This is a genomic window from uncultured Devosia sp., assembly GCF_964244875.1.
Taxonomy (GTDB): domain Bacteria; phylum Pseudomonadota; class Alphaproteobacteria; order Rhizobiales; family Devosiaceae; genus Devosia.
The window spans coordinates 41,714-64,164 of sequence record NZ_CAXTKA010000010.1 but is presented as its reverse complement, the minus strand read 5'-3'; the positions used below and the strand labels follow the sequence as shown (position 1 = coordinate 64,164).

13 protein-coding genes, 1 pseudogene and 1 CRISPR repeat array are annotated in these 22,451 nt (G+C 60.5%); of the genes and pseudogenes, 8 read left to right on the top strand and 6 right to left on the bottom strand.

The features are described from left to right. Window positions 1–171 precede the first annotated feature (171 nt). The 6 genes and pseudogenes from ACFE8X_RS12560 to ACFE8X_RS12535 all read right to left on the bottom strand — a co-directional run. Window positions 172–357 (bottom strand): annotated as a pseudogene (locus ACFE8X_RS12560) (transposase); the annotation flags it as partial. Window positions 358–602: 245 nt separating this feature from the next. Beyond that, complete coding sequence (locus ACFE8X_RS12555; protein ID WP_375451821.1) at window positions 603–1,085, bottom strand: hypothetical protein; 483 nt, start codon at window positions 1,083–1,085, stop codon at window positions 603–605. Window positions 1,086–1,294: 209 nt separating this feature from the next. Further along, window positions 1,295–6,414: direct repeats of the CRISPR family, unit length 36 nt; unit sequence GTTGCCGCTGGACCGCTTTTTCTGAACTGCTAAGCT. Window positions 6,415–6,486: 72 nt separating this feature from the next. Further along, on the bottom strand, window positions 6,487–6,852 hold the full coding sequence (gene cas2 / locus ACFE8X_RS12550; RefSeq protein WP_375451820.1) for a CRISPR-associated endonuclease Cas2: 366 nt from the start codon (window positions 6,850–6,852) through the stop codon (window positions 6,487–6,489). Further along, window positions 6,833–7,768 (bottom strand): type II CRISPR-associated endonuclease Cas1, encoded by a 936-nt coding sequence (gene cas1 / locus ACFE8X_RS12545; RefSeq protein WP_375451819.1) that lies wholly within the window; start codon window positions 7,766–7,768, stop codon window positions 6,833–6,835. Before cas1 ends, cas2 begins: the two co-directional genes overlap by 20 nt. A gap of 52 nt (window positions 7,769–7,820) precedes the next feature. Beyond that, complete coding sequence (gene cas9 / locus ACFE8X_RS12540; RefSeq protein WP_375451818.1) at window positions 7,821–11,171, bottom strand: type II CRISPR RNA-guided endonuclease Cas9; 3,351 nt, start codon at window positions 11,169–11,171, stop codon at window positions 7,821–7,823. A 407-nt stretch (window positions 11,172–11,578) separates the two neighbouring features. After that, entirely contained in the window at window positions 11,579–12,229 is a 651-nt protein-coding gene (locus tag ACFE8X_RS12535; RefSeq protein WP_375451817.1) for a GntR family transcriptional regulator, read from the bottom strand. Window positions 12,230–12,462: 233 nt separating this feature from the next. Here ACFE8X_RS12535 and ACFE8X_RS12530 point away from each other — a divergent pair, with 233 nt between their 5' ends. The 8 genes from ACFE8X_RS12530 (at window position 12,463) to ACFE8X_RS12495 (ending at window position 22,062) form a co-directional block, all read left to right on the top strand. After that, window positions 12,463–13,785: an ABC transporter substrate-binding protein gene (locus ACFE8X_RS12530; protein WP_375451816.1), complete on the top strand. Its 1,323-nt coding sequence runs from the start codon at window positions 12,463–12,465 to the stop codon at window positions 13,783–13,785. Window positions 13,786–13,991: 206 nt separating this feature from the next. Further along, a complete protein-coding gene (locus ACFE8X_RS12525; RefSeq protein ID WP_375451815.1) occupies window positions 13,992–14,912 on the top strand; it encodes a carbohydrate ABC transporter permease in 921 nt (306 codons plus the stop codon). Further along, window positions 14,912–15,796 carry a carbohydrate ABC transporter permease gene (locus ACFE8X_RS12520; protein ID WP_375451814.1) on the top strand — a complete coding sequence of 295 codons (885 nt, stop codon included), beginning with the start codon at window positions 14,912–14,914 and terminating at the stop codon, window positions 15,794–15,796. Before ACFE8X_RS12525 ends, ACFE8X_RS12520 begins: the two co-directional genes overlap by 1 nt. Before the next feature lie 32 nt (window positions 15,797–15,828). Further along, entirely contained in the window at window positions 15,829–16,878 is a 1,050-nt protein-coding gene (locus tag ACFE8X_RS12515) for a mannonate dehydratase (RefSeq protein ID WP_375451813.1), read from the top strand. Between the two features lie 58 nt (window positions 16,879–16,936). Next, window positions 16,937–18,049, top strand: a complete 1,113-nt coding sequence (locus tag ACFE8X_RS12510; protein WP_375451812.1) for a lactonase family protein — start codon at window positions 16,937–16,939, stop codon at window positions 18,047–18,049. A gap of 7 nt (window positions 18,050–18,056) precedes the next feature. Beyond that, on the top strand, window positions 18,057–19,214 hold the full coding sequence (locus tag ACFE8X_RS12505) for a mandelate racemase/muconate lactonizing enzyme family protein (protein ID WP_375451811.1): 1,158 nt from the start codon (window positions 18,057–18,059) through the stop codon (window positions 19,212–19,214). 20 nt (window positions 19,215–19,234) lie between these two features. Further along, window positions 19,235–21,091, top strand: coding sequence for a glucose/sorbosone family PQQ-dependent dehydrogenase (locus ACFE8X_RS12500; protein WP_375451810.1), 1,857 nt, complete (start codon window positions 19,235–19,237; stop codon window positions 21,089–21,091). Continuing rightward, window positions 21,088–22,062: a hypothetical protein gene (locus tag ACFE8X_RS12495; RefSeq protein ID WP_375451809.1), complete on the top strand. Its 975-nt coding sequence runs from the start codon at window positions 21,088–21,090 to the stop codon at window positions 22,060–22,062. The genes ACFE8X_RS12500 and ACFE8X_RS12495 overlap by 4 nt, the downstream gene beginning before the upstream one ends. Window positions 22,063–22,451: the final 389 nt, after the last annotated feature.

Genomic DNA, 22,451 nt, shown 5'->3' with positions numbered 1-22,451 from the left:
TAGTTCTCTGCATTTGCAAGGTTCCCAGTCAAGCCGGGCAGCCTTGCCAAAATTTGATCTGTTGTGCGCCCAGTTAATCAGGCTGCAAGCTTGCGCCGCTCGAGGGTTTTCTGATTGCCAAACTCGAACCGAGCCTGACACCACCATGCCGGAACTAGCTGATCCGGTGATGGCGTTCTCATCCTCCAGCGCCCTCAGCTTCCTGGCCTCGCCGAGGTCCATGCCGCTATACTTGGCCTTCCACTTGCAGATGCTGGCGTTGCTCATCATGCTTGCGCACAGATCGGCGACCGGCATCCCGCCTCGTCCTCATTCAATACCGATAATCTGATCTTCAGTGAACCTGCTGCGCTCCATCTCCGGTCCTTACTGGGGCCAGAGCCTACTTCAAACCGGATCAAATGCAGGGAGCAAGGTAAGTCGCGTTCTCGAACGCGGCTGCCATGGTGGCCGGATTTGCCCTTGTAGGCACGGGCGACCACCGACTCACCAATATCTTGCCTATGAGCGATGCCGACAAGCTCTGCGGTCAAGTCGATAAACTCGCGGGCAATAACATGAGCCAACAAACCTGAGCGCTTGAGCATTCATTGGTAATAGAATCAGGAACTTTCGCCCCCCGACTCCAATTTCTTAAAACGTTCTTGTTCTCCATGTGAGAAATTTACTACAATATCCTCTGAATGCACCGTAATACTCTCAATATCGAAGTTGTTGGGATAATCAAAACTACGATATCCATCGCGATAAAAAACAAGAATCTCTCCCTGGCCCAATGCTATGGTCACATTCTCCTCAAACGAAACGCCCTGCCAAAAAAAACTTAGCAGCTTAACCGCCTTGCTTTCTGTGGAATATAAAATGACGTCGCTCCAGTCGACGAAGACTTGGCTCATATCAGAGCCGCGAACGGCTCCAACACGAATTCCCCGCTCCACTTCGATATCTAGTGCAATGGTAATACCAAGCTGAGCAATTTCGTATGTCCGCGGTCGACCTCCAATCTTTGTCCGGCCAATAGTGAGGTCAACGATGTCGCCCAATTTAACGTCATCAATGAACCATTCCTGAGCTTGAAATTCCACTGCGTCACCACGGTCGAAAAAAGCGATGGGTTACCCGAGGGTTTTGAGTTGAAAAGGGGTTCATTGGGTATTTTACCCCAATTTCATAGTTGCCTGGCCCGCCATTAAGCGTGCCGGGTAAGTTAGTCTGCCTGTAAATACCGGCTTCACCCAAATGCATCGCGATTCCCACCTTTCCTAGATTGCACATCATGCAGATTTCCATGTAGTACGATGTGGGACCGCTTTTTCTGAACTGCTAAGCTGTGCCAGGCTGTGCATGATGCGCAGCGCCTGTTGCCGCTGGACCGCTTTTTCTGAACTGCTAAGCTCGCCACCGATATAGATGCGCGTCCCGGCTAGTTGCCGCTGGACCGCTTTTTCTGAACTGCTAAGCTGCGGCTCCCGAAGGAGTAGTCGCGCATTGTGTTGCCGCTGGCCCGCTTTTTCTGAACTGCTAAGCTCCAAGCGATTCCAGCTCGGCGCGCGTGCCAGTTGCCGCTGGACCGCTTTTTCTGAACTGCTAAGCTGCCAGGCGAAACCGATATCGTCGAGCTGGCGTTGCCGCTGGACCGCTTTTTCTGAACTGCTAAGCTCTCGATCGTTCAAGAGGTTCTATCATCTGTGTTGCCGCTGGACCGCTTTTTCTGAACTGCTAAGCTTTATCGCAATGTTTATATGGGCGGCAATTGGTTGCCGCTGGACCGCTTTTTCTGAACTGCTAAGCTCGTGTTTCAATCCGACGTCATGTTCGACGAGTTGCCGCTGGACCGCTTTTTCTGAACTGCTAAGCTGGGCTTTAATAAGGGCCGCGCGAAGGTTGCGTTGCCGCTGGACCGCTTTTTCTGAACTGCTAAGCTCGTCGGGCGCGAGACCCGTGGCAAAGGCGAGTTGCCGCTGGACCGCTTTTTCTGAACTGCTAAGCTGCGGCTCTGGCATTGGTGAAGTCCATTGGTGTTGCCGCTGGACCGCTTTTTCTGAACTGCTAAGCTCGCTGGCTACGCGCTCAGTTGTGGTGCCGTGTTGCCGCTGGACCGCTTTTTCTGAACTGCTAAGCTACCCCGCCAGCGAACTCAAGGCCGCCGCCCGTTGCCGCTGGACCGCTTTTTCTGAACTGCTAAGCTCTTGCGCATGAACTGTACCAGTATGGGCTAGTTGCCGCTGGACCGCTTTTTCTGAACTGCTAAGCTCGATTTTGATCATCGACGCGAAGCTTTTCCGTTGCCGCTGGACCGCTTTTTCTGAACTGCTAAGCTGATATGGCGAGGGCATCATAGCCATGAGCGAGTTGCCGCTGGACCGCTTTTTCTGAACTGCTAAGCTTCTGCCGGAACACATCCACCAGATGGGGCAGTTGCCGCTGGACCGCTTTTTCTGAACTGCTAAGCTCGCTGCCAGCTTCACGCTCACGGTCCGCAAGTTGCCGCTGGACCGCTTTTTCTGAACTGCTAAGCTCCCGGTCATTCAGCGGCGCAGCCCGTTTGAGTTGCCGCTGGACCGCTTTTTCTGAACTGCTAAGCTGTTGCGATCTAACGCCGCCGAAGTTCATCAGTTGCCGCTGGACCGCTTTTTCTGAACTGCTAAGCTTTCCTCAGGACAGCGCCAGAGTTAGAACCGGTTGCCGCTGGACCGCTTTTTCTGAACTGCTAAGCTGAACTGCCAAGCCATTCTCGCTACGCGGCAGGTTGCCGCTGGACCGCTTTTTCTGAACTGCTAAGCTTCCGGCCGCTGATGTTGCTGGAGACGCCGAGTTGCCGCTGGACCGCTTTTTCTGAACTGCTAAGCTGGTGAGGGTTAGGTACGCACGTCAGGAACGGTTGCCGCTGGACCGCTTTTTCTGAACTGCTAAGCTGCACGGTCCCGCCGCTGGTGTTGCCATACAGTTGCCGCTGGACCGCTTTTTCTGAACTGCTAAGCTGTGGTCTCCGCGCCCTCAATCGCATGCTCAGTTGCCGCTGGACCGCTTTTTCTGAACTGCTAAGCTTAACCGGGGCGTTTCTCGACCCGTTGGCCGGTTGCCGCTGGACCGCTTTTTCTGAACTGCTAAGCTTGGATTACGTGGCCGGATTAGAGAAATTGAGTTGCCGCTGGACCGCTTTTTCTGAACTGCTAAGCTTTATCGCAATGTCTATATGGGCGGCAATTGGTTGCCGCTGGACCGCTTTTTCTGAACTGCTAAGCTCTGAGGTCCGGTGTCTTCTCGGGACCATCGGTTGCCGCTGGACCGCTTTTTCTGAACTGCTAAGCTCCGGCGCGACCAACATCACCGGCCCGGTCCGTTGCCGCTGGACCGCTTTTTCTGAACTGCTAAGCTTAAGGCTTACGGCTTACGGCAAATCACTGCGTTGCCGCTGGACCGCTTTTTCTGAACTGCTAAGCTCATCGAACAGCGCGTCAGCCTGCAATTCACGTTGCCGCTGGACCGCTTTTTCTGAACTGCTAAGCTTGATGCCAGAAGCGGTCGTTGCAGCGTTCGGTTGCCGCTGGACCGCTTTTTCTGAACTGCTAAGCTGTTAATCCCTTTTCTCAACGAAGGGCGCGAGTTGCCGCTGGACCGCTTTTTCTGAACTGCTAAGCTACTGATGCGCATGCACGGAAAGGTTGGCGCGTTGCCGCTGGACCGCTTTTTCTGAACTGCTAAGCTCGGCGGCGCAAACTCGTGGAGCAACGCTTTGTTGCCGCTGGACCGCTTTTTCTGAACTGCTAAGCTTTCCCAGAAATTCAGCCTGAATTTCGCCCTGTTGCCGCTGGACCGCTTTTTCTGAACTGCTAAGCTGACATGCCTCCGATCTAGCCAATTGGGAGGGTTGCCGCTGGACCGCTTTTTCTGAACTGCTAAGCTCCAGTTCACCCGCCGCAATGCGCGTTCCCAGTTGCCGCTGGACCGCTTTTTCTGAACTGCTAAGCTGCGGGCCGGGAAGTTGCACCGGCGCGAGATGTTGCCGCTGGACCGCTTTTTCTGAACTGCTAAGCTGGGTGAAAAGCGCGCCATCGAACGGTTCAAGTTGCCGCTGGACCGCTTTTTCTGAACTGCTAAGCTCTTTGACTGATCGACTGCTGGACGTTGACCGTTGCCGCTGGACCGCTTTTTCTGAACTGCTAAGCTCAAAGCAACGAAGGGCGAAAAGAATGAGCAGTTGCCGCTGGACCGCTTTTTCTGAACTGCTAAGCTGGCCTGGCGGCGGGTAATGGCGAGGGCGCGGTTGCCGCTGGACCGCTTTTTCTGAACTGCTAAGCTCCCGCGACGTGCAGGCAACGGCGACGTCATGTTGCCGCTGGACCGCTTTTTCTGAACTGCTAAGCTCGCGGCAAGGATGGGGTGGTTCAGATTTTCGTTGCCGCTGGACCGCTTTTTCTGAACTGCTAAGCTTGGCGTCGGCATTGTCGATCGCGCCCTTGAGTTGCCGCTGGACCGCTTTTTCTGAACTGCTAAGCTTCACCTTTACGGCGGGGTATGCCGATGCGGGTTGCCGCTGGACCGCTTTTTCTGAACTGCTAAGCTGCCGCACCCCGGCCTGCGCCATGTGCCGCAGTTGCCGCTGGACCGCTTTTTCTGAACTGCTAAGCTGGCTATGAGCCTGGATGCGCTGCAGTGGCCGTTGCCGCTGGACCGCTTTTTCTGAACTGCTAAGCTCGAACTCCCCAGCAAGATCGAAACAGGCTGTTGCCGCTGGACCGCTTTTTCTGAACTGCTAAGCTCGCCGCCAAACATTTCAACGCCAGAGTTGGGTTGCCGCTGGACCGCTTTTTCTGAACTGCTAAGCTCCGACGCGGTCGCGATCGCGGCCATGATGGGTTGCCGCTGGACCGCTTTTTCTGAACTGCTAAGCTCATGGGCCTTCACGCCCTCCTTCAGCAGAAGTTGCCGCTGGACCGCTTTTTCTGAACTGCTAAGCTACTTCTTGACCCGCATTTTCAGGCTTCGGAGTTGCCGCTGGACCGCTTTTTCTGAACTGCTAAGCTATAGCCTGCCGTGGATGGAGGCGGGGCGCAGTTGCCGCTGGACCGCTTTTTCTGAACTGCTAAGCTAGCGCGCGACGGATCGCGAGGGCCAGTTCTGTTGCCGCTGGACCGCTTTTTCTGAACTGCTAAGCTACTTAACCGCAATGTAGTTGAATCATGCGGGTTGCCGCTGGACCGCTTTTTCTGAACTGCTAAGCTGTGAGGGTCCATCTGTCCTCGGCGCTTGTGGTTGCCGCTGGACCGCTTTTTCTGAACTGCTAAGCTGCTTGCCGATCAGCATCATTAATTCGACCAGTTGCCGCTGGACCGCTTTTTCTGAACTGCTAAGCTCGACGCTGAGCACGAATTGGCTTACCACTAGTTGCCGCTGGACCGCTTTTTCTGAACTGCTAAGCTCGTACGCGATCAGGACTTGAAGACCGAGTAGTTGCCGCTGGACCGCTTTTTCTGAACTGCTAAGCTAATCGTCAACATCGCCGACAGTGCCCCCAAGTTGCCGCTGGACCGCTTTTTCTGAACTGCTAAGCTGCTTAGCCTGCCGTCCAGTTCACCACTGGAGTTGCCGCTGGACCGCTTTTTCTGAACTGCTAAGCTTTGGACTGGAACTGCCGCCGATCTGGCTCAGTTGCCGCTGGACCGCTTTTTCTGAACTGCTAAGCTTGGCGACGAATAGCAAAGCATCCGGCCTGAGTTGCCGCTGGACCGCTTTTTCTGAACTGCTAAGCTTTTCCGATTATGCAGGCGGCGGGCTTCAAGGTTGCCGCTGGACCGCTTTTTCTGAACTGCTAAGCTACAACGGGCGGCGCCTGGTTGCCTGGTTCGGGTTGCCGCTGGACCGCTTTTTCTGAACTGCTAAGCTTCAATGTCCATTTCGTCATCTGTCGCCAGAGTTGCCGCTGGACCGCTTTTTCTGAACTGCTAAGCTCAGGTTATGATCGGCATCGAGCTTTTCGATGTTGCCGCTGGACCGCTTTTTCTGAACTGCTAAGCTAACCGTGGTCGATTGTGGGCTATGCAGATGGTTGCCGCTGGACCGCTTTTTCTGAACTGCTAAGCTCAATGGCCGAACGTCGTATGACGGTGGGGTGTTGCCGCTGGACCGCTTTTTCTGAACTGCTAAGCTAATCACCTTCCAGCTCGATATCTGGTCTTGGTTGCCGCTGGACCGCTTTTTCTGAACTGCTAAGCTTGATGCCAGAAGCGGTCGTTGCAGCGTTCGGTTGCCGCTGGACCGCTTTTTCTGAACTGCTAAGCTGAGTCACGCATCACGGCGCGGTGCAGTTCAGTTGCCGCTGGACCGCTTTTTCTGAACTGCTAAGCTGTTCCAGACCGACCACTCGAAGGAGTCCGAGTTGCCGCTGGACCGCTTTTTCTGAACTGCTAAGCTCGATACCGTCCGAACGTCTTGTTATCAAACAGGAAATCGGCGGTATCGGTGCTTGGAAAAGGCATTTTCCGGTCAGAAAAGAACCATTTGAGTCGGGTTTTTCTTTTGCGCCCGACGGCCTTGGTCGGAGAAACGCACGATGTTTTCGTATTGTCGGTCGGTGAATTGAAAGATGTAGACGTCTCCCGATTCGGGCAGTTGGGCTTCAATTTTGCGGACATAAGCTTCAAATTGCTCCTTGCCGTTGCAAAAGCGAAGGTAATTGGAAAGCTGGCTCATTTCAAAGCCCAGATCAAGCAGAGCAAGGCGAAATTTGCTGGCGGCAGCGCGTTGTCGCTTGGTCTCAACCGGCAGATCGAACGTAACAAGCATCCACATGAGCTGATATCCGCTAAGGTGAGTTGTTCCCGAATTGGCCTTATGCTCGCGTCGCGTCATCGAGCAGCGCCTCCCCATTGGTGGCGATCATCGCGCTTGGCGGGCTTGGCAGGTCGAGTTGGGGCGTACCGGTTTCAAAACTGCAGGCCAGGGAATGCACCAAGCGCTGCACCTGAACCGAAAGGGGCGACTGGCCCAAAGGGCCGGGCAAATCTAGCGTGCCGATGCGCGTCAACGCTTGCTTGGTCTCGGGTGTGACCTCGGTTTTCCCGCTGGCGACCAGGTCCACCACCAATTGGTCGAGCAACGGGCGATAGGGCTCCATCAAATCGTCCGACAGGGCAAAGGCATTGGCGCGATTGGCGTGGAAAATGCCCAAGGTCGGGTGCAGGCCGGCAGCGCAAATCGCGCGTGAAACGATGGCGCGTAGCACCGTATAGCCATAGTTGAGCAGCCCATTGATGGCGCCGGCGTCCTGGTCCCGGGAAAAATCGGGGCCCAACAGTGCCTTCCAATAGCGGCGGGCGGCCTGCGCTTCGATATTGTCCGGGTCGCCGGAACGCACCTTGCGTGCCAGCAGGTCGAAGGCACCGGCTTCCCGGCCATTGCGACGCAGGATTTCGCCCTGCATGCGGATTTTGGCAGCCACGATCTGGCGCCAGAGTTGTTTCGACAGTGGTCGGCTCGCCGCCAGTTGTGCCCGCATACGGGCGCCTTGCAGGTGATGCCCATCCAGCGGCCACACCATGGCTGCGGGCGCATGGTTGGTGCCACAAATGACGACCGGAACGCCGCGTTCACCGAGGCGGGTGAAAACGCTGGTCGACCAGGTGGTGCCGTGGGCATGCACGATCAGGGCGCCGATATCGTCCAGCGCAATGCGGCCGCGCTCCTCGCTTTGTGCGTTCACGGTCAGAAAACCGCGATGCACGGCGAGGAACAGACCCTCGGTTTCAATGTCGACCACGCGCTCCATGTTTTTGGCGTAGTCTAAAACAAATTGCCGAGGCAAGGCATGACCGGGTTTACTATGAATCAGCGCAATTTTGCTTCCGCAGTATCCGACTTTCTCGATCCTGCGGACCTGGATCGAACAACTGGCCAGTCTCGTTGACGCGCACTTGTCGCACTTTGGCAGCTTTCATGGCGCCGGCCGCCTTGTAGAAATACTTGAAATTGTCTTCGGCATCGGCATCGCGTGCTTTCAGCGCCCCGGCTTCCTTATGACCTGCAAACGCTACCATGCCCGAGCTGAACTTGACGATCCGGCCTATGGTCGGCCCGTTCTTGGGATGCTCATAAGCCACCATGTCGTTCTGGTGCAGGCTCAACACCCGCCGGGCGGCTGGATTTCCGGCGTGAACGCGCGACTGCCAATCGGGTTGGTGTGCCTCATACATGGAGAGGATCTCCTCCACCCATTTGCCATCGGGCAATTCCCACACGTCGTAGCGATAATTGGCATCGCCCTTGTAGGCCTTGTAGGCGCGCCCCTCTTTGTCGCTGATGGCGATGACGTTCAACACCTCGATCATGCGCACATGGCGAATGTTCTTGTAGGCTTGGCCTTGGCTGAACCGGTCCAGTGCCGCCGCCAGTTCCTTTCCGGACAGGCCGGCGATCGCAGCATGAAGAGCCTCGGCCAATTGCCGGTCGCGAATGGCCGGAATATCCTTTTCCGTCAGCGACAGGAACGGCTTGCGCCGAACCACGATCGGGGTGCCGCGGGCATCGGACTGCCCGGTCAGCCCGTAGGCGGTGTCGTTATGCAAGGCGCCGGCCGTCTGGCCCATCTGGCCGGCACGGGGCAGGGTGCCGTGGTCGCTCTTGTGGCTGACCACGATGCGATCGATCACCGCCTTGAGATCGCCTCGAAAGCCTTCCCAGGGCGGCGGGAGGTCGCGGATGGTATCCTCCAGCCCCGATGCCTCGCGGCCACCCGCTGCCGTGGCGATGCGCTGCAACAACGCGCGGCTGGTCACGCCCACCACGGCCGCGTCGATGGCGTGATGGCGGTGGTCATTGCGGTTCTTGAGCTTTTTGCGTCGTTCTTTCCATTCGGCGTCGGTCTCATCATCGCGGCGTTCCTCGTCCTGGGCAATGCCCTCCTTGATGATGGAGTTCAGCCCCCATTGCCGGCGCAGCATCTCCGTCATGCGGCCCGCAATGATCCGCACATGGTTCTTCTTGGCGAACACCCCCCACTCGTCGGGCTCTTCATGGGGAAAAAGGGCCGCGACATACTCGTGTGCAAGGCGCGACAGATATTGCGTATCGGTGAGCTGCCGGGCGAGGAAACTCTCCTCGTCCTTGAATTTTTTCATCGCATCGCGTCCGAACCGCCAGCGCTTGTTCAGCGGCAGGCGATTGGCCCGCTCCAATATCTCGTCATAACGCTCGTGCCATTGCGGCACGGCCGCCGGCGCATGGTTGGCCTTTTGCCGGTTGCATTCGACATGGCAGACAAGGCGATTGGCCTGGCTGTCATCCAGCGTCTGCGACCAGGGCAGGATATGGTCGATATCAACTGCTTTGGAAAACAGTGTTTCTACCCCGATGGCCTTGCCGCAATAGATGCAAACCCGGTTCAGCACATTGGCATCCAGCTCCTCCCAAAGCTTGAGCAATACGCGATTATAGCCGTTGTCGGTGTGGCCCAGATTGCGCAATTGCTCCGACCGCATCTGCGCGTCGCGCGTATTTCTGGCGATGTCCCGGTTCTTCTCGGCCTTCTGCTCTTCGCTCAGCTTGAGCTCCCGCGCCAGTTCGATGGCGATTTCCTGGGGCCTGCCATAGCGGCGGATCAAACCGTTGAGCACTTTCTGCAGCTGGTTGAGCCCGATATGCACGGTCGGGTTGCTGATGCGTCCCTTGCGCACGTCATAGGGATCGTCCGGTTCCTCGCTGCCCGGCGGAATGCGGCGCGCCAGCACTTCCTGATATTTGGGCAGGGTGTGCAGATCGCGCACGGCGCTGGTCACCGCCGGATTGTCGCCCCACACGGCCTCCAGGGCCTGCCTCTCCGTCAAGACGACGGTGCGGCCCGTGCCATCCTCGCTTGCCGTGCCGTCGCGCAATTCCTCCAGCATGGCGGCCAGTGCGGTCGGCCCCAGCCGGCCATGGCCGGCCGGCAACCGGGCCGATGCGATAGCGTCGATCCGCTCGCTGGCAAAGCCGTATCTTTCCTCCAGCCAGGCCGTGACCCCCAGCGGATCGTCCTCCTCGATCAACATGGCGATCACCGCCCAGCGCTCATCGAGCGGCATCTCGAACCAGGCCTGGCCGAAGCGCTCCTTGGCGCTCATTTCGGCGGCGACCTCATCGCCCAAAAGCTTGTCGCGGGCCTCGCGCTCCTTGTTGAGCCGCGCCCCCAGGGGCGCCTTGAGCGCCTTGCGAATGGCGCTCATTTGCGAGGAGCGTTGGCTCTTGAGAATGCCGAACAGCATGTCGCGCTGCTCGGGCGTCAGCTTCTCGTGGCGTTCGTCGCGATGCACGATCTCGAGCTCGTTCAGCTCTTTATAGAGCCGGAACTCCTGGAACAGCGGGTGCGCCTTGGCCACGCGCGCCTCATCGGGATTGAAGCTGCATTTGCCCACGCGCGGCTTCTTGAGCGGTCGCTGGTGAAAGATCACCGCCGCCAGATGCTCGCGCCGCTCCTGCGTCAACACATCGGGATAGTGATCTGCCTGTGCGTCCCAGATCGCGTCGAACTCCGCCCGAAGGAAGCTGCGCTCGGGATAAAAGCCATAACCCTCCTCCGCCTTGCCCTCGTCCCTGCCGGCCATGCGCGACGGGCGCACCCGCACCCAGTCTCCCCCAAGCCGCCGCTGGTAGAGGAACTCGCCCAGCGTGCGGGCCCCCACCTTGCCCATTTCCGCGCCCAGTTGCGAGATGCCGGCGGCGATCTTGCCCTGGTCGTTGTCCTTCCGGTCGGTCTTGCGGTTGGACTTGAAGCCGCGGCGCTGGTTCAGGTGAAAAAGCGCGCGCCCGAGATGGGGCAGGGGCAATTTCTCGTCCAGCGCCCGGGCCCGCAGCGCATAGACGTCGCTGGCGATCTGGTCGGCGCGGCGGTCATTGGTCTCGGCGACCAGGGCCTTGCGCGCCGCCGGATCGTCGGGCATCAGCCCATATTCTACCAGCGTGCGCAGCAGCGCCTTGCGCCGCCTTTTATAGCGCTCCCGCCGCCGCGACATGCCCCGCGCCACCCGCCGGCCCTCGGCCAGCGATGTGCCCGATTTGGGTTCGCGACCATCCGAAAAGATGCGCACGCCGCCGTCGATGATGCGGCTTGGACTGTCACCCTCAAGATCGAGCACGCTCCAGCCGATCGAGTTCGTGCCGATATCGAAGGCGAACAACGCCTTCGCGGAATTTGCCATGATTGCCCCCCACAAGCTCTTGTCAGCTTTGCAAATACCGGCGCCTGTGCCAAGCGCATTTGTACGATAGGCACAGGCGCTGCTGCCAAGCAGTTCAGAAGAAGCAGTCTGGCGGCAACTACACACGATCGCCTTGCTTAAGCAGAGCGGCATTTTGTGTAGACGGCATTCCCGCAACCAATCAGCGCTAGCTGACAAAAAACGCTAACGCCACCGGTTGCCAAAATCAATACCCTACACACGATCAATTCATATAACTATTTTCCGAGTTGAAAATCTTATCCGCTTATGCATATTGATCTCACTGCCTAGCAGTTCAGAAAAAGCGGTCTGGCTGTTAACAAGCTTCGACAGCACCAAATAAGGCGCGTCCTCCGGGGCGCGTTTTTTTGTGCCCGAGAACGCATTCAGGTCGTCAACACCCGGTGCAGCACGCCCTGCAGGTGGTGGTCCAGCGCGGCGACGGCGGCCTGGGCGTCACGCCGTTCCAGAGCGTCGATGACGGCAAGATGTTCGCGCATCGATTGGACCGTATTGGCCGGTCCCACCGATTCCAGGTTGACCAGCCGCAGCAGGAACATCTTCTGGTGCAGCCGCTCGTAGATCACCGCGATCTGCTGGTTTTCGAAAGCGGCGATGAAGCTGTTGTGGAACGCCCATTCCAGCTGCCGCACCGGCTCCCGATAGACCGCCGGATCGCGCACCGTTTCCACATGCGCGATGATCGCATCATGGTCGGCCCGGGCCTTGGCCAGCCAGGACGGGCCGACCGAGCGGGCGAATTTGGCCAGTCCCTCGCGCTCCAGGATGCCGCGGAGCTGGAAGGTATTGCCGACGAACTTGACGTCCGGATAAAAGATCGTGAGCCCGATCCGGCGGCGCACCGTGACCAGCCCCTCGGCCTCGAGCAGCGTCGTGGTTTCGCGAAATGGCGAGAGCGAAATGCCCAGGATGGCGCAGAATTCCTCCTGCTTGAGGGTTTGCCCGAGTTTGAGCCTGCCATCGAGCAGCGCATCCACGAATGCCAGATAACCGGGATTGTCGATCCCTTGACCCACTGCAGGCCCCCAATCAGGATTATCGGTAATTCTGTCGCAATAAGCCGTTGACAGGTCTTACGCCACGGCTCTAACATTTTCTAGACGCGTTTAAATATATTTAAAAGCATCGCGTCAAGGGCCCGGAGGAGGGTCGCAGTCATCGCCGGATGCTCGCTGCCCCGTGCAACGACACGATCCGGATGGTTTTGCTGAGCCGCCGCCAAGGCGCCAGCCGGGTGGGAGGAAGCTTCATGAACGACAAGCCGAACAGTGCCGCGCCTCGTTGGACACGCCGCCGCGTGCTCGGCACCGCCGCCAGCAGCCTTGCCCTTGCCGCCGCGGGCAGCTTTCCCATGCCCGCCATCGCGCAGGCCAAGAAGCTGACCTATTGGGGCGGGCTGATCTTTTCGGACGAGGCGAATACGCTTTTGACCGACACCATCAATGCCTGGGGCCAGGCCAATGGCGTTGCCACCGAAGTGGTGATGATCAACCAGAACGAGACCGTGCAGAAGGTCTCGGCGGCGGTATCGTCGAACACCATGCCCGACGCGCTCGATCTTTCGCTCGATCTGTTGCTGCTGCTGTCGCGCCAGGGCCAGTTCATCACGCTCGACGATCTCTATGCGAAAATCGGCGCAGCCCAGGGCGGCTGGTTCGAAGGCACCGACAAGGCGACCGACACCACTGCCGATGCCGGCGGCCGCACCGGCCTGCCCTTTGGCGTCAACGGCAACCTGCTGCTGCGCCGCAAGGACCTGCTGGAGCCTGCCGGCTTCACCGAGGCACCCAAGACCTGGGACGAATTGGTGGCGCAGGCCGTTGCCGTGAACCAATCCCCGGTTTCGGGCCTTGGCCTGGCGCTGTCCAATGTCGGCGACGCCAACGTGCAGGTCAACGTGCTGCAATCCTATGGTGGCCGCATCGCCGATGACACCGGCAAGACGGTCACCATCAAGTCCGAGGAAACCCGGGCCTACCTCACCTGGCTCAAGGACGCCTGGGACAAGGGCATCTTCCCGCCCGGCAACACCACCTGGGACGGTGCCGGCGACAACCAGGCCTATCTCTCCGGCCAGGCCGCTTTCATTGCCAATACCGGCTCGGTCGGCATCGCCGCCAAGAATGATGATCCCGAACTCTATGACGGCAGCGCCTTCTCCCCGCTCCCCGCCGGACCCAAGGGCACCGTGTCCCCGATCACCCCGCAAACCCGCGCCATCACCAAGTCGAGCGGCGCCCAGGACGAGGCCAAGGCGCTGCTCGAACACCTGGCGCAGCCCGAATTCATGAACGCCTATTTCAACGTGGCGATCTATGGCCCGGTGCTCAAAAACCAGGAACAGCTCAGTGCCTTCGATGGCACCAATCCCATCCTGACCGGGCTGCTCGGCCTGGCCAAGGCGGGCACAGCCCCAGCTTTTCCCGATGTATACAACGCCGGCTGGGCCGATCTGTCGTCCAACTTCATCATCCCCAAGATGGCCCAGCGCGTCGTCGTCGACGGCTGGGATTTCGACCGGGCCATGGACGAGGCCCAGACCCAGGGCCAGATCATCTACGACAAGTACTGACCCGCCAGATTTATTCGACCCCGGGGCGGCCTAGGTTATGTGGACAGTTGCGTTAGGACGGAGCGAAAATGGTGGTTTTTGAGAACCGGCGCGCAGCGTACATTTTGTACTTGAGCACCGGAAGCGCAGAAATCGCCAATTGCAGCCCGGCATCACCAACTGGCCGCATGAACCTGGCTGTCCGGGGAATGCCTCCGGGATAGACCATGTCGTTAGCCGCCGACCCATCAACCAGGCCACTACGCCCACGGCGCCTGCCGACCGGCCTGCGCACAAGGCTGTTTGCCTATGGGTTGGTGGCGCCCGTCGTCCTGCTGATCATCGGGCTCGTCGCCTATCCGTTCTTTTTTGCCATCTATGTCTCGTTCACCGACCAGGTGGTCGGCAGCGTCGGCAGGTTCATCGGCTTCGACAATTTCATCTACCTCTCGAAATCGGCCACCTTCACCGCCGCGATTTGGAACACGGTGATCATCGTCGTGGTTTCGGACGGGCTCAAATTGCTGATGGGTCTTGGCCTGGCTCTACTGGTGCATCAGGCCATCCCCGGCCGCGGCCTCTTCCGCTCTTTTCTCATGCTGCCCTGGGCCATGCCGGCCTTCGTCGCCTTTCTCACCTGGCGCGTGCTGTATCAGCCGATCGGCGGCGGCATCAATCTGGTGCTGACCGGCACCGGCATTTACCCCCATGTCGTCGATTGGCTCGGCCAGCGCCAGACCGCCATGGGCTCGGTTATTCTCGCCTCGGTGTGGCGGGGTTTTCCGTTCTGGTTCATCTCCATACTCGCCGCCTTGCAATCGGTGCCCAGGGACCTTTACGAGGCGGCCCATATCGATGGCGCCAATGGCTGGCAACGCTTCTGGGTCGTCACCGTCCCCGGCATTCGCCAGGTGGTGATCGTCACCACCCTCCTGTCCTCGATCTGGACCGCCAACGGCTTCGAGCATGTCTGGCTGCTGACCGCCGGCGGGCCGTCCGATGCGACCATGGTCTTCCCGGTCCTGGCCTATTTCGGCATGCAGACCCAGCGCGTCGGCGAGGCTGCGGCGGTCTCGGTCGCCATGCTGCCGATCCTGGCGATCCTCGTCATCTTTGCCACCTCGCTGATGATGCGGGACGAAGAGTGATGAGCGCTATTGCCGCTTCCATGCCACTCGCCAAGAGCAAGGCCGGCGCCCGCCTGCGCCGCCGCTTCCTGTTGGGGCGCGTCCTGAGCTACACGGCGCTTGCGATCGCCGTACTGCTGGTGCTGTTTCCCATCTATTGGATGATCATCACCTCGCTCAAGCTGCCGCGCGAAATCTACCGTGTCCCCGCGCTCTGGCCCCGCACGTTCACGCTGGACAATTACCAAAAGCTGCTCAGCGACGGCCAGTTCCTCGTGGCCATCCGCAACAGCCTGATCGTCTCGTTCACCGTCACTATCATCTCGGTCATCATCTCCTCCTTCGCCGCCTATTCCATGGTCCGCTTCCGCTACCGGTTCCGTGGCTTTGTCGGGCGGCTGCTCCTCTTTGCTTATCTGACGCCCAGTTCGCTGCTGTTCATCCCGCTCTCGATCGTCATGGCGCAACTGCGCCTCGGCAATTCGCTGTTCGGCCTGATCATGGTCTACCTGACCTTCTCGCTGCCGCTCTCGACCTGGCTGTTGCAGGGCTATTTTCGCGGCGTGCCCCGCGAGGTCGAGGAGCAGGGCATGATCGATGGGCTGACGCGGCTCGGGGTGCTGTTCCGCATCGTTTTGCCGCTCTCGGCGCCGGGCATTGCCGCGGTCGCCATCTTCACCTTCACCGGCGCCTGGAACGAACTGCTGCTGGCCCTGGTGCTCATTACCTCAGAGTCCCAGCGCACCGCGCCGCTGGCGCTCAACTACCTCATCACCAGCGACGTGCTGCCCTGGGGACCGCTGATGGCCGGCGCGGTGATCTCCTCGCTGCCGTTGATGATCCTCTACTTCGTGGCACAACGCTTCATGGTTGCGGGCCTGGCCGATGGTTCGGTCAAGGGCTGACGGATACTTCAATAAATCAGGGACAAACGAACATGGCGATCCGAGTTGCAGTTGGGCAGTTTCACGATCTGAGCGAGGAGCGCCTGCGCTTTGCCGCCCAGATCGGCGCGACGGGGCTGCAGATGAACAACCCCACCCTGCCGGGCGATACCCGCTGGGAGCAAGCCGATGTGCGCGCTTTGGTCGATCAGGTCGAGGCCGCGGGCCTCACCTTCGAGGCGATCGAAAACGTCCCCACCCATTTCTATCACAAGGCGATGATGGGTCTCGATGGCCGCGACGAGCAGATCGAGAACTACCAGGCCACCATCCGCGCCGTTGCCCGCGCCGGCATTCCGGTGCTGGGCCTGCATTTCATGCCCAATTCGGTCTGGACCACCGATCGTTCGGGCCAGACCCGCGGCGGGGCGACTGCCAGGCAGTTCGACATGGCCGTCGTCGAAGCCAATATCGACAATCTGGAAACGCTGCGCTCTTTCATGCCGACGACGCTTGGCCGGGCCTCCTCAATGCCTCTATTTGGCAAGGACGGCCCGGTGATCACCGAAGACCAGATGTGGAGCAATTACACCTATTTCATGAACGCGGTGCTGCCGGTCGCCGAGCAGGAGGGGCTCAAGCTGGCGCTGCACCCCGACGATCCCCCGGTACCCATGCTCGGTGGCGTGGCGCGGTTGTTCTACAAGCCGGAGAATTTCAAGAAGGCCTATGACCTGGTCGGCGGCTCCGAAAGCTGGGCGCTGGACCTCTGTCTCGGCTGCTGTTCGGAAATGCCCGGCGGCAAGGCCAATGTCACCGAGATGATCGATTTTTTTGCCCCCAAGGGCCGCATTTCCTACATCCATTTCCGCGACGTGCAGGGCTCGGTGCCCAACTTCACCGAGTGCTTCATCGGCGATGGCAATTTCGATCCCGCCGAGGTCATTGTCCAATTGTCGAGGCTCGGCTTTGACGGCTTCCTGCTCGACGATCATGTGCCCAAGCTGGATGGCGACAGCGACTGGAACCATCGCGGCCGCTCCCACGCCATCGGCTACATGCAGGGCCTGATCCGCATGGCCGAATTCCTCAAGGCCGCCTAAGCTGCGATCGGTCCGCGCGTCGGCGCGGGCCGTTCACCCAAGATCATCTGGAGTTCGTATGCCCTCAGTTCTGTTCTATGTCGGCGGCGTCAATCGCGGCATCGGCTATGTCGCCAACCCCGCCGCCAAAGGCATCGCCGCCTTCCGGCTCGATCTCGACACCGGCGCCGCCGCGCCGCTCGCGGTGACCGAGGGCATCGACAACCCAACCTTCCTCGAAGTATCGAGAGACGGCAAATCGCTCGCCGCCGTCAGTGAAGTGTCCGGCTGGAACGAAGGCCTCGTCACTAGCTACGCCATCGATGCCGATACCGGCGCTTTGCAATACCTCGCCAAACAACCCACGCGCGGCGATTACACGGCCCATCTGGGCCACGACCACTCCGGTCGCTTCGTCGGCATCGCCAATTACGGCGGCTTGCCGATCAGCGCCAAGCCGAACAAATCCATCGCCATCTATCCCCGCGCCGCCGACGGCACGCTGGGCTCTCTCGTGTCCGAAGCCACCCACACCGGACTTGGGCCCGATGCCGCGCGGCAGGAGCGCCCCCACGCCCACTGCATCCGCTGGACCGCAGACAATAAATTCGTCGTCGTCGCCGATCTCGGCATCGACAAGCTGCTGGTCTACCGCTTCGATGCGCAGACCGGCGCCGTGACGCCCCATGGCGAAACCGTCTTGCCGCCGGGCTCGGGCCCGCGCCATTTCCGTTTTCACCCTACATTGCCCTACGTCTATCTCGTCAATGAGCTGACCTGCACCCTGGCCACTCTCGCCTTCGACGCCGATGCCGGCAGCTTCACCCTGCTGGCGCTTGCATCGACCCTGCCGCCCGGCGAGCATGCCGGTGTTTCCTGTTCAGCCGTGGATCTTGCGGCCGGTGGCCGCCACCTCTATGTCGGCAATCGCGGCCACGACAGCGTCGCGGGCTTTGCCATCGACCAGTCCACCGGCATTGCCGGCTTTATCGGCACCACGCCCTGCGGCGGTAATATCCCGCGCGATTTTGCCTTCGATCCGACCGGCACCGTTCTTGCCGTCGCCAATCAGGAAAGCGATCGCATCGACCTGTTCCGCTACCGGCCCGAGACCGGTGCCCTGGCGCCATTCGGCACGCCGATCCCCACCGGCTCCCCTACCGCTGTCGCCTTTCATCCCCAGCTTCGTTGAGCCCGCCATGAAGATCACTGCCATTCTGCCGTTTCCGGTCTGGGTTGGCCATCGCAACCAGCTCATCGTCAAGATCGAGACCGACCAGGGCATTCATGGCTGGGGCGAAAGCGGGCTGTCGGGTCGCGAGAAGGCCGTCGTTGGAGCCCTCGAGCACTATCGCGAGTTTCTCCTCGGCCGCGATCCCATGGCGATCGGCGCCATCTGGCAGGAACTCTATCGCAGCCAGTATTTCGAGGGCGGCCGGGTATTGCTCGCCGCCCAATCGGCGATCGACATCGCCTTGCACGACATCAAGGGCAAGGCCCTGGGCGTCCCCGTCTATCAGTTGCTCGGCGGCAAGCACCGCGACCACATTCCCACCTTCGCTTCCACCCCCAGCATCACCGGGCCCGAAACCCTCGAAGCCGCCCAGGCGCTGATCGAGCGGGGCTGGTCGACCATCCGCTTTTTCCCCGCCGCCTGGGACAATGGCAATGGCGTGTTCGAGCCGCGCCAATCCATCGGTCAAACCGCCCGCTTCCTCGCCAAGGCCCGCGAGACCCTTGGCGACGAGGTCGTCCTCGGCATCGATTACCACCATCGCCTGTCGGTGGCCGAGGCTGCCAGCTTCTGCCAGAAAATGCCGTCCGGCACGCTGGATTTCCTCGAAGAGCCCATCCGCGACGAAACGCCCGAAGCCTACCAAGCCCTGCGCCGGATGACCGACGTGCCCTTCGCCATCGGCGAGGAATTCGCCAGCAAATGGCAGTTCCTGCCCTACATCGAGCGCGACATCCACCAGTTCAACCGCCTCGACATCTGCAATGTCGGCGGCTTCACCGAAGCCATGAAAGTCGCCGGCTGGAGCGAAGCCCATTACGTCGACATGATGCCCCACAATCCCTTGGGTCCCATCTGCACCGCCGCGACCATCCACTTTTCCGCCGCCGTCCCCAATTTCTTCGCGCTCGAAACCCGTGCCAACCCCACCGATCTCTATTCCGGTACGCCCACCGCCGAGCTGTTTCCGCAAATGCCCATGCTCGATGGCGCCGTCTTTCAGGTGCCCGATGGCCCCGGTCTTGGCATCGACGTCAACGAGGCCATGCTGAACCAGGCCAGCTTCAAGTTCTGGGAAGCGCCGCACCTGCGCCGCCACGATGGCTCGGTGACCAATTGGTAGCCCGCAAGAAAGCTTTGACTATGAAACTCGGCCTGGAGCTGGCTTTGATCCTGTCCTCCACGCTCGCTCCGGCGCTGGCGCAGGATACCCCTGCAGCCGTGGTCGCCGGCACCGTGCCGTTTGAAATGCAGGTGCTAACGACCGGTCTCGAAGGCCCCTGGGAGCTGACCTGGGGTCCCGACGACCAGCTCTGGGTCACCGAGCGCACCGCCGGCCGCATCGATCGCATCGATCCCGCCACCGGCAGCAAGACCACGCTGATCGACCTTGCCGAGGTCTATGCCCCCGGCGGTCAGGACGGCCTTCTGGGCCTGGCGCTCCACCCCGATCTGCTCCGGGGCACCGGCAACGACTACGTTTACGCAGCCTATACCTATATCGACGAGGCGCGCGGCGCTGACCCCGTGGTCACCGATCCGCAGAGCCCCTATCGTTTCCTCTACACCAAGATCGTTCGCCTCACCTACGATCCCGCCACCAACACATTGGGCGATCCGCTCGAGCTGATCGCCGGCCTGCCCGCCAGCAACGATCACAATTCGGGCCGCCTCAAGATCGGCCCGGACGCCAGGCTCTATTATACCATCGGCGATGGCGGCAAGGACCAGCTCGGCAACTGGTGCATCCCCATCGAGGCCCAGCGCCTGCCCACGCCCGACGAACTGGCAGCCAACGATTTCATCGCCTATCAGGGCAAGTCGCTGCGCCTCAACCTCGATGGCACCATCCCGGCCGACAATCCGTCTATCGATGGCGTTGTCAGCCACGTCTTCACCTATGGCCACCGCAATATGCAGGGCATCGATTTCGCCCCGGACGGCACGCTTTACGCGTCCGAACAGGGTCCCAAGACCGACGACGAGGTCAATATCCTGGTGCACGGCGGCAATTTCGGCTGGCCCCATGTCGCCGGCTTCCGCGATGACCAGGCCTATCAATATGCCCGCTGGAAAGATGCCGCCACGCCCTGCGAGCAGCTCGAATTTTCCGACATCACCATCGATCCAAGTGTTCCCGTGGAAAACGAAACCGCCTGGACCCCGCCCATGCAGGACCCCCTGGCGACACTGTTCACCGTCCCCGGCGATTGGGATTTTACCGATCCGGTCTGCCAGGGCATCGATTTCATCTGCTGGCCGACCGTCGCCGCCTCCAGCATCGAGGCTTATATGCCCGAGGGCGGCGGTATTCCCGGCTGGGACAAGTCCCTGCTCGTCACCACGCTCAAGCGCGGCTCGATCTACCGCCTGCCGCTCGCCCCCGACGGCAAATCCCTGCGCGGCCCGATCGAGCGCTACTTCCAGTCGGAAGACCGCTTCCGCGACATGGCCCTGAGCCCCGATAGCCAGACGCTCTACGTGGCGACTGATCCCGGCGGCCTTGCCGAAGCCATTGCCGGCGGCACCACCACCACGATGCAGCATCCCGGCGCGATCCTGGCCTTCACCTACGCCGCCAACGCCACCTCGGCCAGCACCCCGGCGCCCGATGCGATGGCGCCGCCATCTGGCGATACGGTTGCCGCCGCTGGCCTGCCTCCTACCTTCACCGCCGCCCAGGCCGAGCGCGGCAAGACCGCCTACAGCGCCAACTGCGTTTCCTGCCATGGCCAGAACCTGGTCAGCGCCACCTATGGCACCCCTCTGGCCGGTCCCTACTTTGCCGCGCAGTGGAACGGCAAATCGGTCGGCGATCTCTACCGCAAGGCGCACGACACCATGCCCCCCTCGCGTCCCGGCACCCTGCCGGCCGCCGCCTATGCCGATATGCTGGCCTATATCCTGGCCACCAACGGCCTTGCCGCCGGCGACACCGAACTGCCACCCGACCCCAGCGCTCTCGACGCCATGACCATAACCGTGGATGCCGCGCCATGACCTCGCACGACCTCGTCTGGGATCATGGCGAGGCCACCGTGCTGTCTACCGCCGCCATGCTGGCCGAGTGCCGCTTCGATCTGCCCGCTGGACCGTTTCGCCCCTTCGCCAAAGCCCCCTGGATGGGCACGATTGACGATCCCGCCATCATTGGGCATTTGCGCGAACTGGGCGGCGATTTCGTCTGCGTGCCGATGGGCGCCGGTGGTCATACCGGCCCCATGCCCGCCGATTGGCAGGATCTGCCCAATTCCCCCGCTGCCTTGCCCATCCACGGTCCCGCCGGCGACGCCGAATGGACCATCACCAATGCTGGCCCGGCCGCGATCACGCTGGCGCTCGATTATGCGGAACCCTCGCCGGTCCGGCGGCTCGAACGCACGATAGCGGTTCGCCGCGATGCGCCGGCGCTCGATTTGACCCTGACGATCCATGCCCGCCGGCAGAGCGCCATCTCGGTCGGCCTGCATCCCATCTTGCGCCTGCCCGAAACCCTCGGCCGGCTCGAACTGGCCGCCGAATTCGGCTTCGGCCTGGTTCACCCGACCCAGGCCGTCTCGGCCCGCGACCAGGAATTCGCCAGGCTTTCGGCCGTTGTGCAGGCGGCCGGCACGCTTGACCTGAGCCATGTTCCGCTGCCCCTTGCCAATCTTAATGTCCAGCTTTGCGGCATGCGCGGACCGCTCACCGCAACCTATCTCGATGAAGGGTGCGGCGTGGTGCTGGATTGGGACCGCACCCTGCTGCCGTCGCTGCAGATCTGGCACACCGATCGCGGCATCGCCGGCAAACCCTGGAACAACCTGTATCGCGGCCTTGGCCTCGAGCCGATCGCCGCAGCCTTCGATCTGAACGACGCCGTCTCGACCGGCCCCAACCCGATCAACCGGCGCGGTGTCCCCACCGCTATCGCTATCCATCCCGCCCTGCCCACCGTGATCGGCTACAGTGTTGCGGCATTTTCCAGTTGAAGGAGACTATGGCGATCACTTTCGCTCGCATTACCCGGCAGATTGGCAACGATATAATTTCGCGCGTTGACTCGGGGTATCGCCGCGTCTAATCATTGATGCCATAATAATAAAACCGGGTTGTCACGCTGGTGCTGACAACACTGGTTCTAAAGAGCACCGGGTCGATGCCGACGAGGGGAAACATCTCGCGGCGGTTGGCGATGAGGATGTTGTTTTGATCGCGTCGATGATTGCGCTGACGAACCCGTGTTCGCAGGTCGCTATGTCGTGGACTTCGAAAAATCGAAAAACAACAACAATCCGGCGCGTGTTCATGGCTGTCTGTCTTGCCATGGCCGCGCCCTCGGGAGTGAAATCCGGGCCGCCGTCAGGGCCTGGAGCAGGGG

Coding starts and splice junctions, on each gene's coding strand:
- cas2 (WP_375451820.1), bottom strand. CDS start 6,852: ATGACGCGACGCGAGCATAAGGCCAATTCGGGAACAACTCACCTTAGC.
- cas1 (WP_375451819.1), bottom strand. CDS start 7,768: ATGGAGCGCGTGGTCGACATTGAAACCGAGGGTCTGTTCCTCGCCGTG.
- cas9 (WP_375451818.1), bottom strand. CDS start 11,171: ATGGCAAATTCCGCGAAGGCGTTGTTCGCCTTCGATATCGGCACGAAC.
- ACFE8X_RS12530 (WP_375451816.1), top strand. CDS start 12,463: ATGAACGACAAGCCGAACAGTGCCGCGCCTCGTTGGACACGCCGCCGC.
- ACFE8X_RS12525 (WP_375451815.1), top strand. CDS start 13,992: ATGTCGTTAGCCGCCGACCCATCAACCAGGCCACTACGCCCACGGCGC.
- ACFE8X_RS12520 (WP_375451814.1), top strand. CDS start 14,912: ATGAGCGCTATTGCCGCTTCCATGCCACTCGCCAAGAGCAAGGCCGGC.
- ACFE8X_RS12515 (WP_375451813.1), top strand. CDS start 15,829: ATGGCGATCCGAGTTGCAGTTGGGCAGTTTCACGATCTGAGCGAGGAG.
- ACFE8X_RS12510 (WP_375451812.1), top strand. CDS start 16,937: ATGCCCTCAGTTCTGTTCTATGTCGGCGGCGTCAATCGCGGCATCGGC.
- ACFE8X_RS12505 (WP_375451811.1), top strand. CDS start 18,057: ATGAAGATCACTGCCATTCTGCCGTTTCCGGTCTGGGTTGGCCATCGC.
- ACFE8X_RS12500 (WP_375451810.1), top strand. CDS start 19,235: ATGAAACTCGGCCTGGAGCTGGCTTTGATCCTGTCCTCCACGCTCGCT.
- ACFE8X_RS12495 (WP_375451809.1), top strand. CDS start 21,088: ATGACCTCGCACGACCTCGTCTGGGATCATGGCGAGGCCACCGTGCTG.